Genomic DNA, 14,714 nt, shown 5'->3' on the forward strand with positions numbered 1-14,714 from the left:
TCTTTATTTAACCTCATAAGTATAAACTTTTCTCGCTAAGTGACCCAAAGCATCTATTCCTTCTATTACCACACGGTATTGCCCTGCCTCATCCGCATTATAGAACTCAAATTTTGCTTTTCCATCTTGCTTAGCCACCACCTGTGGATTCCAGTAAATGGTTGTACGCAAATCTTTACGGGTATTATTCGTTGTTGCATCATCATATAATGGCGAATAAAATGCCCTTGAAACTGAAAATCCCTTCGGACTTAAGCTCACAATTCCCGGTGCATACCGATTGTAATTTGATGTTCCGCCACCGCGTTTTGTCGTAATTACCAATAAACCACCTCCGCCGCGCGAGCCATAAATTGCCGTATTACCAATGCTCTTTAAAAGTTCAATAGTTTCTACATCGTTAGGAACAATGTTATCTAAAAATTCTGCTTCTACTTGCATTCCATCCAAAACGATAGACATTGGCGTATTTTGACTCCGCATGAGGTAAGGAATATTCCCCCTGAAGATTACGCCTGGTAAACGCCCCTGTAAACATTGAGATAATGTGATACAGGTTGATAAATTTTCGCTCGTGAGGATATAATCTGCACGGCCTGCGCCATTCAAATTTGCAGAATTCTTCGCCGGGTTTTTCTTTTCCGTAATGGTTACCTCTTCCAGTTTAATTGTTCTTTCTAATAAGCCTAAACGTGTCATCTCATTAAAGTAGTTATCACTTGCTTTAATGTAATTCATCAGGCTGTTATTTACATTGATTTCTACATCGCCGGTATTTTTACTTTTTGTTACCACTTGCCCGGGAACCACATCTACATTGATATCTACGAATTTACGTTCAGTTTTCGTTCTGGCCTGAACCACAAATTTGGTGCTGTCTCCAAAATTGAGGTTGTCAAAAACAAACTTACCTTCCGCATTGGTTACCGTATCTAAAATAAAAACAGATCCTTTTGTAGCCATTAACATCACTTTTCCACCTACAACTGGTTTATTACCCTTCATTACCGTACCCGTTATGGCTAAAGATTTTTCTGGTTGGTAAGTAATTGATGGTTCAGCACCGCTGATGATGTTTTTCCATAAGAACCGCCTCCAACCCTGGGTTAATAATAAATTATCTAACTCCTTTTCTGTTTTCACGTCATCATTTAAGAAATAGTGATTGGGTTTTTCGATATAACCAGTCAAATCAGAAGTTAATAGTAAGGAGGTTAAGATATTTGTTTCATTATCTTCATCTGGCGTTACCTTCGCTGCGTTTGTAACCGCAACAGAAAAACTACCTAAGGCTGGTTTCTGTTGATTAGTAGCGTCGAAGCTGAAAATTGTTTTACCCTTTCTACTATTTGACACCTGCGAAGTGTTAAGCGTCAGATCTAATTGATCAGCTTTATTTTTAACGAAAATTAACCTTTCTGCTATGGGCTGATTATCACTGGAAAATAATGTAAACTGTACAATTCCCAATGGCAATTTGCTTTTGGAGATGTTAGCCATTAATACCTGTTTCTCCATTTTCGCTTTAGAAACATAGAAAACATTCCCTGCCTGTTGTGCAACAATCTTCAACTCAGCCCCATTAACCAGGTTTTCGCTAGACATAATTTTAAGCGAAACTTTCCCTGTATCCAGGTTATTAATCGTAATGGCATAACCACTTTTTTGTGCCAAAGGCATCTTAATGTCTTTCGAAGAACCATCAGCATATTTCACTTTTGCTGTGTAGGTTTTTCCCGCCTGGGCATTGAATATAAAATTGCCCATGCCCAAATAAGTAGTTTCGAAAGCGGTTACTTCAGCACCGGCCTCATCTACCACTACTCCTTTTACATTTTCGCCATGGCCTGCAGCATTAACTGCCTTAACCGCTACTTTCTGTGGCAGATTTTCGATCAGGTTTCCACCTTCAGGCAAAAACTGAACATCTACATCATTTGAGGTAGATGTGATTGGAATAGACTTGATTACCTTCTGTTTATTTTCTAAAGTGATTGTGGCAACAATCTTCCCGCTTTTACTGGTAAGCCCATTTGTGTTTGCAAAATTGATAATTGCATCGCCATTTGAATTCGTTTTTGCCTTACCTCTTTCAACCGATTTATAATCCAACTGAACATCATAACTGACATCATTATCTTTATAAGCTGCTCCATCTTTATCGGCAAAGTGAATGGTAGCTGTAACCCGGTCAGTGTTATTTTCTTTTTTGAAATCGTACCTGGTTTCGGTAAAAACTTTATTGGCCCAGCTATTTCCTATTTTTATGGCTTTATCGAAGAAAAATGTTGTTCCGAAATTCCGCATGTAATTGGTGTATGCCCTGATGCGATAATTACCTTCAGAAAGAGAATCAGGCAATTTAAAATCGCCCCAGGTAATACCGCTCACCACAGGCAGCTTCAGTTGCTTTTTTATGGAGTCTTTTTCATTGATCAATTCCACGTATAGTATTTCACTCAATGTTGATGGCACAGCGGATTTTGCATCTACTATGTAGGCTTTAAACCAAATATCATCGCCAATGGCATAGTATGGTTTGTCAAGATGAAGGTGAACCTTTTCCTGTGGAAATTTATTGGTATAATCATCAAGCTTTTTCAGGAGCTGTGTAAATGGATCATCATCCATTCTAAAAGCAGAGAAGCCAAAAATGATTAATAGGAAACTGATAATGAGCGTGATTCTGAATTTCATTCTATCGTGACTATAAATAAAAATATGCCTCAAGGTACAAAACCCGAGGCATATTATGATGAAGATCACATGAAATTTATACTAGAACTTATTCTTCCACATCATGCTTTCTACCGGCCGTGTGGTTTTGTTATTGTACTTTGCATTGCCTTTAGAATTGTACATGGTTTCGATATTTCCTTCAACCACAAAATATATTAACTGGCCGATGGGCATACCTGCATAAACCTTAACAGGCTGTGCTACAGATATTTCTAAAGTCCAGGTATTACAGAAACCAACATCGCCTTTTCCGGCAGTGGCGTGGATATCAATACCTAAACGCCCGGTGCTGCTTTTACCTTCCAGAAAGGGCACATGACTATGGGTTTCGGTATACTCTAAAGTTACGCCCAGATATAACGTTCCCGGATGAAGAATATAACCGTCTTTAGGGATTTCGAAATGTTCAATTTCATTGTGTGCCTTTGCATCCAGAATCCGACTTTTATAGGTAGCCAGGTATTTTCCTAAATGTACATCGTAAGAATTTGTTCCCAAACATTCCCGATCAAATGGCTCAATTATAATTGTACCCTTATCAATTTCTTCTAATATCCTTTTGTCAGATAATATCATTTTTATGCGTATTTTTGGCCTAAATTATCAATTAATTAAGATAATTTTGCATGCTAATCTCCAATTTTATAAATGCCAATAGTTTATAATAAAAATATTGATGACCATTCGGTTCTGGCGATCTGGAAAATTGAAGAAACTGAAGAAGAAATGTTGGCTGGCCTACAATTAAAGCAACATGAACTTGATCTGATTTCTTCATTTAATAACGGCAAAAGGCTTTTACACTGGTTAAGCACGCGGCTTTTGTTGCGTACCCTGCTCAACACCACCGAATACATTGATTGCCAGTTCGATGAAGATGGCAAACCTTACCTGGTAAACTCCGAGTATCAAATTTCGTTAAGCCACTCTTACGATTATGCAGCAGTGATGATTAGCAAGGAATTTGCCGTTGGGGTGGATATTGAACTGATTAAGCACAAAATAAAAAGTATTAAACATAAGTTTTTAAGTGATATTGAACTCGCTCAAAAGCAAATAGGCAATAATACGGAAGGTCTTTATGTGGCCTGGTGCGCTAAAGAAGCCATATACAAATGGCATGGCAAAAAGGGACTAGAGTTTAAACGTGATATTCACATTAAACCGTTTAAATTAAAAGCCGAAGGTAGTTTAAGTGCAACTGTAGCATTACCTGGCGGAACAAGGGCTTTAACTGTTAACTATTTTAAAACAAAAGATGGTTACATGTTGGGTTATGTAGCCAACAAGGCATAAAATTTTAGAAAATGACTGAGCGGAAAGAAAAGGCTGTGGAGATAAAACGGGTACCTACACAATTTATTGATTGGGGCTTAACCGATTATCAGGAAGCCTGGAACAATCAGGAAGACCTGCTGAATAAAACTGTTGCCATTAAAACGGAGAACAGGGTAAACGGCACTCACTTACCTACGCCTAATTACCTCATCTTTAATGAACATCCCCATGTTTATACTTTAGGTAAAAGTGGCCATCCCGAAAATTTGCTCCTTGATGAAGAAGGCCTGAAAGAGAAACAGGCTACTTACCATAAGATAAACCGTGGCGGGGACATTACTTACCATGGACCTGGCCAAATTGTAGGCTATCCGATCCTCGATCTTGATAATTTTTTCACTGATATCCATCTATATCTCCGCACTTTGGAAGAAGCCGTGATTCTTACTTTAAAAGATTATGGCATCGAGGCTGGCCGCTATCCTGGCTACACCGGGGTTTGGTTAGATCCGGATAACGATCAGGCAAGAAAAATTTGTGCAATGGGGGTTCGCTGCAGTCGTTGGGTAACCATGCATGGCTTTGCCTTTAACGTAAATGTAAATTTAGATTATTTTAAAAATATTGTACCCTGTGGCATCGACGATAAAGCGGTTACTTCCTTAGAAAAAGAGCTTGGTTACGCGTTGGATATGGAGGAAGTGAAAGAAAGATTGAAAAACCATATTGCTGATCTTTTTAAAATGGAACTTATCTAAGAAGCGGTTTAAAAACTTCAATTAATCAACCTACTCATCAACTTAAAACCTTTATTAATGGTTTTGCGTAAATGTGGTTATGAGATTTTTATTTCCTGCTATTTTATTTTCTTTGTTATCTTCGGCCTGCAGTAAGGAAAAAAATATGCCCGCCACAGAAACAAAACCTCTAGTCACCACACCTGCTCCATCAGGCACGTTCTCCTTCCTTGCTCTGGGCGATTCTTATACCATTGGTGAATCTGTAATGCAGCAGGAATCCTTTCCTTTTCAGCTTCAAGACCTGTTAAAACAAAAAAATGTAAATGTAGCAACTCCTCAAATTATTGCCACAACCGGCTGGACAACTGACGAATTACAGAATGCAATTAAGCAGGCTAATTTAACAACCAAGTACGACTTTGTAACACTATTAATTGGCGTAAACAACCAATATAGAGGTTATCCTTTAGATACCTATAAAAAAGAATTTTCAGCACTATTACAAACCGCTATTAATTTCGCCAATGGCAGGAAAGATCATGTTTTTGTGGTTTCTATTCCAGATTGGGGCGTTACTCCATCTGCGAAGGGTTTCTATAAAAGCCAACAAGTTATTGCTGCGGAGATTGATAGTTTTAACGCTGCAAACCGAGAAATAACAGTGGCTGCAGGAGTGAGTTATACTGATATTACACCGGCATCAAGAAATGCGGCTACAGATTTGGGCCTAGTGGCTAAAGATGGCTTGCATCCAAGCGGAAAAATGTATGCCAGCTGGGCTTCAGCATTATCACCAAAGGTTTTGAATTCGCTAAATCAGTAATACAATTTTTCGTAGTTTAACAAATAATAATGTAAATGATAGAAAGACAATATTAATCCCTATTATTGTTAATCAGCGCTTATTCAGATTCTTTTTTTGATTCGTCCATTGCGCTGTCTTGATGTTTTAATTATTGATCTGTTTTTTATAAGTGAATGAAATTTAATAATTCAGAGACTACTTTTGCATTTAAAACCGTCTGGATTATTATTTCGTTGGTCATGATAATGATCCTATTCAGTAGTAAATTTTTAAATCCCGACTATTTAAAATTCATCCCAAAATGTACCGCAAAAGCCAATCATGAAACATGCAGTTTCTGTGGCATGAGCAGGGCATTTATCCAAATTGGATTATTGAACTTCAAAAATGCATTGATATTAAACCGTGGCAGCATCATATTATTTATGTCCATGTTCATCAATAGCCTCATTTTTATCGCTTTTTCAACATTTAAATTTATAAATCACTTTCAATCAAAAACAAGTTAACTATGAAAACTATAGGATTAATATTTGGAATTTTATCCATTTTCGGCATGATATTAGGCTTCATCCCTTGCCTTGGAGCCTTTAACTGGTTAAATATTCCATTTGCTACAGTAGGTTTAATTTTAAGCATCCTCGGATACAATCAGGAAAAACAGATCAACATGCCTACCGGTGCAGCGGTTACGGGTATTGTTTTGTGCGCTATTGCTATTTTCTTGGGATCATTAAGATTAGTCTTGGGCGCTGGAATAGTATAAGCAAAATCTATCGTGGGCTAAGTTTCTGGCTGTGTAAATCAGAAATTTAACCCATGTTAGAAGTTAACTGCTTATAATCTTTCATTACGGTTTCTAAAAACTGCAACTCATTCATCCCTGCCGGAATTGTGGTTAAAATATGCTCCTTAATTTTAGTCGCCATCGCATAAATTAACTGTGGGTTTCCGGTTTGATAGTAACCTGTTAATACTTCGTAAACCAATTCTATATCTCTGTCATTAAGGTGGAGCACTTCTTTAAATACGGGCTGATATTCATCTGGCAAGGCAAAACTAAAAGCTACATTTTCGATTTGAGTGCGTGGCCTGGTTTTTATCAAAGTTGTTTTTGCGAGAATATCGCCTACCCGCTGATGATTTTTAGTAACGACAACAGATACCAGGGCGACTACGCCCCAACCAAATGGGAAGCCAAAATCAATCATCCTAAACAACCACCTAAAGATATATTGGCCAAATGTAGGCTGAGCGCCATCTAAGCTAATCACTTTAATTTTCAGTGCTTTTTTACCAAACGTTTGCCCGTCCATAAAAAGTTCGCAGATCAGATCATAGAAAACGAATAGTATTGCAAAGCCGATTAACGCAACATAAAAACTTGCCCCAGAAAAACTGACAAGCCCAATTACCCCAATAATCATGGCTAAAAAATAGAGTACCACAAAACCAGCCAGATCGATACATCTTGCGGCAATACGTTCGCCTAACCCTGCTATCTCATATTCAATATCGATATTCTGTGCAGTGCTTATTTTGATGGTATCCATGTCTCAAACATAATTTTTTTTCAGGATAAAGTAGTTAATCACGCCCAATTTTTTCCATTTTAGTTAGCCAGTGTTTACACCTGCCTTTCGTATCTATTAAAATTTAACTATTTTAACCCAGGATTTGGAATACCATTAAATGAGAGAAGCATTATTTGTTAAGCAAAATACAGAAAAGTGGAAGTACTTCGAAGGCACTCAACAGGCTAAGCCTGATGAAATTGCCAACCAATTTATTGAAATTACCAACGATCTTGCTTACGCTAAAACATTTTATCCCAAATCAAAAACTACTGCCTACCTCAACGGATTAGCCTCCAAACTTCATCAATCAGTTTATAAGAATAAGAAAGAAAAATCAAATCGCTTTCTCTATTTCTGGAAAACAGAGCTCCCCCTGATTTTTTTTGAGTACAGGAAGCAGATTTTTTACGCATTGGCTTTTTTTCTTATTTCCTGCGCAATTGGTGCCTTATCTGCAAAATATGATGATACTTTCGTTCGGCTGATTATGGGCGATGGGTATGTAAATATGACCAACGAAAATATTGCTAAAGGTGATCCCTTTGGGGTTTATAAACAACAGAATGAGTTTTTGATGTTTCTGCAAATTGGGGCAAATAACATTTATGTAGCACTATATACCTTTGTTTTGGGGATTATTTTTTCCTTTGGCTCTATTGTTTCCCTATTTCGAAATGGCATCATGCTTGGCTCCTTTCAATATTTCTTTTTTAGCCGGGGTTTGGGTTTACAATCTGTTTTGGTGATCTGGATTCACGGCACGCTGGAAATTTCAGCAATCGTTTTAGCAGGAGCTGCCGGATTGGTTCTTGGAAACAGTTTCCTTTTCCCTAAAACCTATACGCGAATGGAATCTACTTTAAAAGGCGCAAAACAAGGTTTAAAAATAGTGCTTGGTTTGATTCCTATCTTCATCGTAGCCGCATTCTTTGAGAGCTTTGTAACCCGCCATACCGAAATGCCAATGGCCATAAGCTTAAGCATTTTATTATCATCAGCCGTATTTATTATCTGGTACGTATTTATCTATCCAGCCAAAATCAATAAAAAATTAGCTCAAATTAATTAACATGACCGAAACCGTTGAATTTAAGAAAAGAAGAGATTTTGGACAGGTGATTAACGACACCTTCACTTTCATCAGGCAAAATATTAAACCATTGATTAAAACATACTTCACTTTTTGCGGACTATTTGTGTTGGCTAGCATGGCTACACTTTTGTTGCAGCAATTTAAAATGGTGAATGTGATTAATACCGTAGGTGGAATGCGACATACGAGTGGTATAGGTCTTTATGGGGTTGAGTATTTCCTATCCCTTATCTTTTCGTTTGCCAGCTATTCCAGCATGACGGTTGCGGTACTCTCTTACATTGCAATTTATGTTCAAAAAGGAAATCAAACCCCAACACTGGATGAAGTTTGGGGATTCTTTAAATATTACTTTTTTAGGGTTTTCGGAAGTTCTTTTTTATTGATGCTATTGTTAATTATCGGCTTTATGTTTTGCCTGGTGCCAGGATTTTACCTCTTTCCGTTTATTGCGATGATGTTCCCCATAATGGTGATCGAAAATTCGAGTTTATCCTATTCCTTCAGCAGGAGTTTCAGCCTTATTAAAGAAAATTTTTGGGTTACCTTCGGTACATTAATCATAGTGTGGATTATTGTTTATGCCTGTACTACTTTAATTGTACTGCCTACCTCACTATTTAATATGCTCTCGATGTTCTCGAGCAAGAACCCGCAAATGTCTTTGACATTAAGCCTGATTACTACGGTGCTGCAGTCGCTTTGCCAGGTATTTACCATTGTACCAATTATCACGATATCTTTAATGTACTTTAACCTGGTAGAAGAAAAGGAAAGTGTAGGTTTAATGGAACGCATCTCCAATTTTGGAAACACAGAGAAACCAATCGATACCCGCCCCGAAGAATATTAAAATGTCGAAATTTCTGTTTAAATACTTTTTATTTTTTTCACTCTGTCTTGCACCAATAATCGGTAATGCACAAGAGCAGGCTGTAAAACCTGTGCCTGAAAAAAGAACAATAAAAACAGATAGCAGTAAGATTAGCCCGGCAAAATTCGACAAACGTGCCATTAGTGATTACAAAGAACAAAAGGAGTTTCAATATGATGAGCTGGAAGTCAGACAATTATCCTTATGGGAGAGATTCTGGATGTGGTTTTGGAAAATGATCAATAGATTATTTGTCGGTGCAGCATCAAATACGATTTCCAAATATTTTTTTATTGGTTTAGGGATCGCATTACTCGTATTCCTTATTGTAAAAATGATTGGTGCAAAAAATATCTTTAGCAAAAAACCACTTGAGACCATTTTGCCTTACGATGTTTTAAACGAAAATATCCATGAAATAGATTACGATAAAGAATTGCAACGTTTGGTAGGTGAAGGCAAATTTCGCCTTGCAGTAAGGTTACTTTATTTACGCGCATTGAAGAAACTGAGCGATGCACAGATTATCCAATGGCAACCTGATAAAACCAATTACAACTACCTGACGGAAATTAGTAAACCAGAATTAAAAAATGGTTTTAGCGACCTCACACTCCAGTTTGATTATATCTGGTATGGAGATTTCCCGATAGATGCAGATAAGTTTGAGCCCATCAAACAATCATTTAACCAGTTTAACAATCAGATTAAATGAGAGGCTTCAAAATTTATTTCGCACTGGGTCTAATCATCATCCTGGCTTACCTGGTGGCACAATACAACAAGCCTACGCCAACAAATTGGGCACCTACCTATCTTTCTACAGATAAAATTCCTTACGGAACCTTCATTTTCTCTAATAGGATTAAAGATATTGCCCCAAAAGCAATGGTTATCCAGACAAAAAGACCTATTTACAATACGCTCAAAAACAAATCGTATAACCAATCTGCTTATTTAATCGTGGCACAGAAAGTAGACCTGGCCAAACATGATTTTGAACAACTTAAAAGATATATTCAGGCCGGCAACAATGTATTTATAGCCAGCTACGATTTTGGCAAACTGGAGAAAATGCTGAAATTTAATACAGCCAGCTCAATGTCGGGCAATGGAAGTGCTTTGAATTTTACTAATCCAAACCTAAAAACAGATGCCAGCTATGGCTTTAAACGCGGCATCGGGAGTCAGTATTTCACTGCGCTTGACCTGAAAAGAGTTACGGTTTTAGGAATTAATTCTTCCAATCAACCTAATTTTATTAGGTATAATTTAGGCAAAGGATCACTTTATCTCCTGGCCGAACCCGGCTTTTACACCAACTTTGTTTTGCTCGATAAATATGGTGCAGAATATGCAGGCAAAACTTTAAGTTACCTTCAAAATAGCAAAACCATTATTCTCGATGAATACTTTTCGGCTCAAAAAAATGAGACAACAGATGTTTTGAGGGTTTTCTTTGCACATCCAGAATTGAAATGGGCTTATTACCTCACCATTTTCAGCTTGATTATTTTTGTGCTTTACGAAATCAAACGAAAACAACGCATTATCCCTACTGTTGATCCAATGACAAATTCTTCCGTCGAGTTTGTAAATGTAGTTGGCAGTGTGTATTACCATGAACGGAATAATCAGGATATTGCCATGAAGAAAATCAATTACTTTCTGGAGCATTTGCGATCGAGGTATTACGTGAAAACGAATGAAATAGACCCTAATTTTTCGCAATTATTAATGGAGAAAACGGGCATTAATGAGCCATCTGCAAAAACCCTAACCAGGTATATTATGCAGATACCTACCATGGCAAGCGTAAGCGACCATGAACTCATTATTTTAAACGATAGTATAGAACAGTTTTATAAAATTACGCAACGCCATGGAGCAGGAACAATTTAACCAACGCACCGATTTAAGCGCCCTGAATGCGGCGGTAGAACAGATAAGAAGTGTGCTTGGCAAGATCATTATCGGACAAAAACAGGTTATCGATTTTTTGATTGTAGGCTTATTGGCCGATGGACATATCCTGATTGAAGGTGTGCCGGGGGTAGCCAAAACCCTAAGTGCCAAACTACTGGCCAAATCTATTGCTGCACAGTTTTCCCGTGTGCAGTTCACGCCAGATTTAATGCCTTCTGATGTATTAGGAACCCCTATTTTTAATACTAAAAGTGGGGATTTTGAATTCAGAAAAGGTCCAATTTTTGGAAATATTATCCTGGTTGATGAAATAAACCGTGCACCAGCAAAAACGCAATCGGCATTATTTGAGGTGATGGAAGAACGCCAGGTAACAATTGATGGCGAAACCTACCAGATGGACGAACCTTTCATGGTGTTGGCCACGCAAAACCCAATTGAGCAAGAAGGAACTTATCGTTTGCCGGAAGCACAATTAGACCGATTCTTATTCAAAATTGAGGTAAAATATCCATCACTTGAAGAAGAAACAGCCATACTGATGGCACAGCATACGCTGGTAAACAAAAGTCTGGCGGCAGATGTAAAGCCAGTGTTATCTGTTCAGCAAATTCAGGAAGCCAGAGCCATTATCCGTAATTTATTTGTAGAACCTAAGCTTTTGGAGTTTATTGCCAAAATTGTAAATGAAACCCGCAATAATCCATCACTGTATTTAGGAGCATCACCGAGAGCATCTTTAGCCATTGTACACAGTGCAAAAGCACTAGCAGCCATTCAAAACCGCGATTTTGTAACTCCTGATGATATCATTGCGGTTGCTGTTCCTGTATTGGCCCACCGGATTTTGCTATCGCCAGAAAAGGAAATGGAAGGTTTAACCACAAGTGATATCGTGCATCAAATTATTAAGAAAATTGAGGTACCGAGATAGTTCAGTTTGCAGTTTTCAGTTAACAGTTTGCAGTTGACAATAATCAGTTGGCAGTTCTAAGTTTATAATAAAAAAACACTTAACCACATTTTGAAAAAAATCTTTCAGCAATATTATACCAATCTCTTTTTAACTGACCGCTTATTTGCGGCCCTGGGATTTTGTATTTTACTTTTTCTGCTAAAGTTTTTTTTTAGGTGGCTGGGTGAAATACCGGAGATTGTCTTCGGGATGGTATTCATTTTATGGATTATTGATTTATTTATTCTATACCGTAATCTTCAAGGCATTGAGGCGAAAAGACTAACCTCGAAACGCTTAAGCAATGGCGATGAAAATCCGATTGAAATTGAGGTAAAGAACAAATATGGCTTTACGGTTAAGGTACGCGTAATTGATGAAATCCCTTTTCAATTTCAGTTGCGTGATAAAGATTTCAGATTAAGTTTACAGCCCGGTGCCATCAAATCCATCCATTATAATTTACGGCCAACCAAACGTGGCGAATATGATTTTGGTTTTATCAGGGTTTTTATCAGCTCACCCTTAGGCTTTGTAACCCGCCGTTATAATTTTGATGGCGCAAAAGTGCTTCCTGTTTATCCATCATTTATTAATCTTGGTAAATATGAATTGATGGCAGTATCCCGTTACCTTACAGAATTTGGCATAAAAAAAATTAGAAAAATTGGTCAAAGTACAGAATTCGATCAAATTAAAAATTATGTAGGTGGTGATGATATCCGCACCATTAACTGGAAGGCCACGGCCAGAAAAAGTGCTTTAATGGTGAACACCTATACTGACGAGCGCTCGCAAAATATTTATTGCATTATTGATAAATCCCGGGTGATGCGTATGCCATTCGAAGGCTTAAGTTTATTAGACTACGCCATCAACGCCACTGTTGCCCTTTCCAAAGTGGCAATGCTTAAAGAGGATAAGGCGGGTTTAATCACCCTTTCTGAAATTATTGGCGCTGTTGTTCCGGCAGATCGCAAAGCCGGGCAGTTAGGCACCATTATGAACGTGTTATATAAAGAGAAAACCAGGTACCTGGAAAGTAATCTCGAACTTTTATATAGCTCGGTGAGGGCCGTAATTAAGCAACGGGGCCTGCTGGTATTTTTTACCAATTTCGAAAGCTTATCTGCTCTCCAGAGGCAGCTTCCCTACTTAAAAAGAATTTCTAAGTACCATTTACTGCTGGTGGTATTTTTCGAAAACACCGAACTTAAAGCACTCAGCACCGAACCAGCTAAGGATATTGAAGGCATTTACCACAAAACCATTGCTGAAAAGTTTATTTACGAGAAAAAGCTGATGGTTAAAGAGCTGAGTAAACATGGCATTCTTTCAGTACTTACGCCCCCACAAAAACTAACGGTTAATGTGATTAATCAGTATCTGGCTTTGAAAGCACAGCAAAGGATTTAGTCCTAAGTCCAAAGTCTTTAGTCGGTAGTCTATTCTTGAATAAAGCATGGAGGGTTAGGAGGTTAGAGGGTTACGGGGTTAGCTTAGAGAATAGAAAATGGTGTCCCTGAAGAAGTCCTCAGTCCAAAGTCTTTAGTCGGTAGTCTATGCTAGAACTGGACTAAAGACTCCTGACTAAGGACTAATGACTCCTATCACTCTTCTTCTCTAAAGTACACTTTGTAAAAGTTCATTGATTTATCATCGTCGTAACCTTTTTCGATCATGTCTTTATTTCCGTGGATATAGATGTGAAAGTTTTTATCAAGCTTTAAAACACTTTTATAGGCCCTGGCTTGTTTTTTCACTGCAGATTCGGCAATCTCAAAGTTGTCGGCAATGGGCGATTCAAATTCGTCTTCGTAATTCTTTTTATAGTTTTTGAATGATTCTATTCCTTCGGCATTTCCAATTACTTCATTCCCGAACTCTTCAATATCGAAAGTTTCTTTCTCTTTGAAATACTTCATGGAACGGTTTAACAAATCAATTTTATCGGCTTTGCTGATTTCATAATCATCATCAAGCTTTTGCGTAACGAAGTTCTTGTAAACGCCCAGAACATTATTGGTTTGGTTATAACTATCGTTGCGAATTTTCAACTTTAAAAATTCATCCTTCCAATAAACGGCAGATTCGTTGCTACTTTTCGACTGATCCAAAACCACCACTTTATAGCCCAGTTCTTTCTCCGTATTAAAAATTAAACAGCCTTTGTCCAGTTTGTTAATGCTGATGGCATCTTGTTCGTAGCTCATATTAAAGCCATCATCTTTCGGAAAAACCTTTAAATAGGTATCTTTAGTTTCTGATTTAAAAATGCCCAATACATCCAGTTGTTCCCCTTCAATCTGTACCTTTTCGAAATAGGCTACATACAACTCCCCAGATTTAATTTTCGGATGATTGGCTACATCGTATAAATATTTGGCCAGCTGCTGCGAGTCTTCATGAAAAAGCTCGGTATTTTCGAAAATTTCATGTGCAAAATGGTAAACCTCGTTTAAGTTTAAGTTATCATTCGGATGGAAAAAATGATATACCTCATTCACTTTTTCGAAAGGTTTAAGAAAATATTGCATCAGTAAATTACCTAAAACCTCGTCGTCTAGCTTAAGCGGCGCATCAGATAATTTATAATATTCTTCAACCAGTTTATTTCCGGTATGGTGGATGGAAAGCTGTTTTAAGTTAGCCTCGAAAAATGAAATCATGGCGGCAAAAATAACAAAATGATTGGTTAACCTTCCCGAAAGTCAACCATTCTCCCAT

General features: G+C 37.7%; 14 protein-coding genes. 10 read left to right on the top strand and 4 right to left on the bottom strand.

The genetic code is table 11. From position 1 onward, the window contains the following. Positions 1-3: 3 nt before the first annotated feature. Complete coding sequence (locus SOM16_RS02870) at positions 4-2,697, bottom strand: TonB-dependent receptor plug domain-containing protein (RefSeq protein WP_320462477.1); 2,694 nt, start codon at positions 2,695-2,697, stop codon at positions 4-6. Positions 2,698-2,778: 81 nt separating this feature from the next. Next, positions 2,779-3,315 carry a dCTP deaminase gene (gene dcd, locus SOM16_RS02875; RefSeq protein WP_320462478.1) on the bottom strand — a complete coding sequence of 179 codons (537 nt, stop codon included), beginning with the start codon at positions 3,313-3,315 and terminating at the stop codon, positions 2,779-2,781. A 72-nt stretch (positions 3,316-3,387) separates the two neighbouring features. Between dcd and SOM16_RS02880 the strand changes: the two genes are divergently transcribed. The 4 genes from SOM16_RS02880 (at position 3,388) to SOM16_RS02895 (ending at position 6,328) form a co-directional block, all read left to right on the top strand. Then, positions 3,388-4,035 (top strand): 4'-phosphopantetheinyl transferase family protein, encoded by a 648-nt coding sequence (locus tag SOM16_RS02880; protein ID WP_320462479.1) that lies wholly within the window; start codon positions 3,388-3,390, stop codon positions 4,033-4,035. Between the two features lie 11 nt (positions 4,036-4,046). Beyond that, entirely contained in the window at positions 4,047-4,775 is a 729-nt protein-coding gene (gene lipB / locus SOM16_RS02885) for a lipoyl(octanoyl) transferase LipB (protein ID WP_320462480.1), read from the top strand. Positions 4,776-4,854: 79 nt separating this feature from the next. After that, a complete protein-coding gene (locus tag SOM16_RS02890; protein WP_320462481.1) occupies positions 4,855-5,580 on the top strand; it encodes an SGNH/GDSL hydrolase family protein in 726 nt (241 codons plus the stop codon). A gap of 493 nt (positions 5,581-6,073) precedes the next feature. Then, positions 6,074-6,328 (top strand): hypothetical protein, encoded by a 255-nt coding sequence (locus SOM16_RS02895; protein ID WP_320462482.1) that lies wholly within the window; start codon positions 6,074-6,076, stop codon positions 6,326-6,328. A 46-nt stretch (positions 6,329-6,374) separates the two neighbouring features. Here SOM16_RS02895 and SOM16_RS02900 read toward each other — a convergent pair whose 3' ends face one another. After that, the gene (locus SOM16_RS02900) at positions 6,375-7,115 is read right to left on the bottom strand and encodes an RDD family protein (RefSeq protein ID WP_320462483.1); all 741 of its coding nucleotides are present in this window, start codon (positions 7,113-7,115) and stop codon (positions 6,375-6,377) included. Between the two features lie 139 nt (positions 7,116-7,254). Between SOM16_RS02900 and SOM16_RS02905 the strand changes: the two genes are divergently transcribed. From SOM16_RS02905 to SOM16_RS02930, 6 genes are all read left to right on the top strand, one after another. Beyond that, positions 7,255-8,208, top strand: coding sequence for a stage II sporulation protein M (locus SOM16_RS02905; RefSeq protein WP_320462484.1), 954 nt, complete (start codon positions 7,255-7,257; stop codon positions 8,206-8,208). A 1-nt stretch (position 8,209) separates the two neighbouring features. Beyond that, positions 8,210-9,085, top strand: coding sequence for a hypothetical protein (locus SOM16_RS02910; protein ID WP_320462485.1), 876 nt, complete (start codon positions 8,210-8,212; stop codon positions 9,083-9,085). Between the two features lies 1 nt (position 9,086). After that, complete coding sequence (locus SOM16_RS02915) at positions 9,087-9,821, top strand: DUF4129 domain-containing protein (protein ID WP_320462486.1); 735 nt, start codon at positions 9,087-9,089, stop codon at positions 9,819-9,821. Continuing rightward, positions 9,818-11,008 carry a DUF4350 domain-containing protein gene (locus SOM16_RS02920; protein WP_320462487.1) on the top strand — a complete coding sequence of 397 codons (1,191 nt, stop codon included), beginning with the start codon at positions 9,818-9,820 and terminating at the stop codon, positions 11,006-11,008. Before SOM16_RS02915 ends, SOM16_RS02920 begins: the two co-directional genes overlap by 4 nt. Further along, positions 10,989-11,966, top strand: a complete 978-nt coding sequence (locus tag SOM16_RS02925; protein WP_320462488.1) for a MoxR family ATPase — start codon at positions 10,989-10,991, stop codon at positions 11,964-11,966. The genes SOM16_RS02920 and SOM16_RS02925 overlap by 20 nt, the downstream gene beginning before the upstream one ends. Positions 11,967-12,056: 90 nt before the next feature. Further along, on the top strand, positions 12,057-13,403 hold the full coding sequence (locus tag SOM16_RS02930; RefSeq protein ID WP_320462489.1) for a DUF58 domain-containing protein: 1,347 nt from the start codon (positions 12,057-12,059) through the stop codon (positions 13,401-13,403). A 194-nt stretch (positions 13,404-13,597) separates the two neighbouring features. Here SOM16_RS02930 and SOM16_RS02935 read toward each other — a convergent pair whose 3' ends face one another. Further along, positions 13,598-14,656, bottom strand: coding sequence for a nucleoid-associated protein (locus SOM16_RS02935; RefSeq protein ID WP_320462490.1), 1,059 nt, complete (start codon positions 14,654-14,656; stop codon positions 13,598-13,600). Positions 14,657-14,714 lie beyond the last annotated feature (58 nt).

This window comes from Pedobacter sp. CFBP9032, from assembly GCF_034045265.1.
Lineage (GTDB): Bacteria > Bacteroidota > Bacteroidia > Sphingobacteriales > Sphingobacteriaceae > Pedobacter.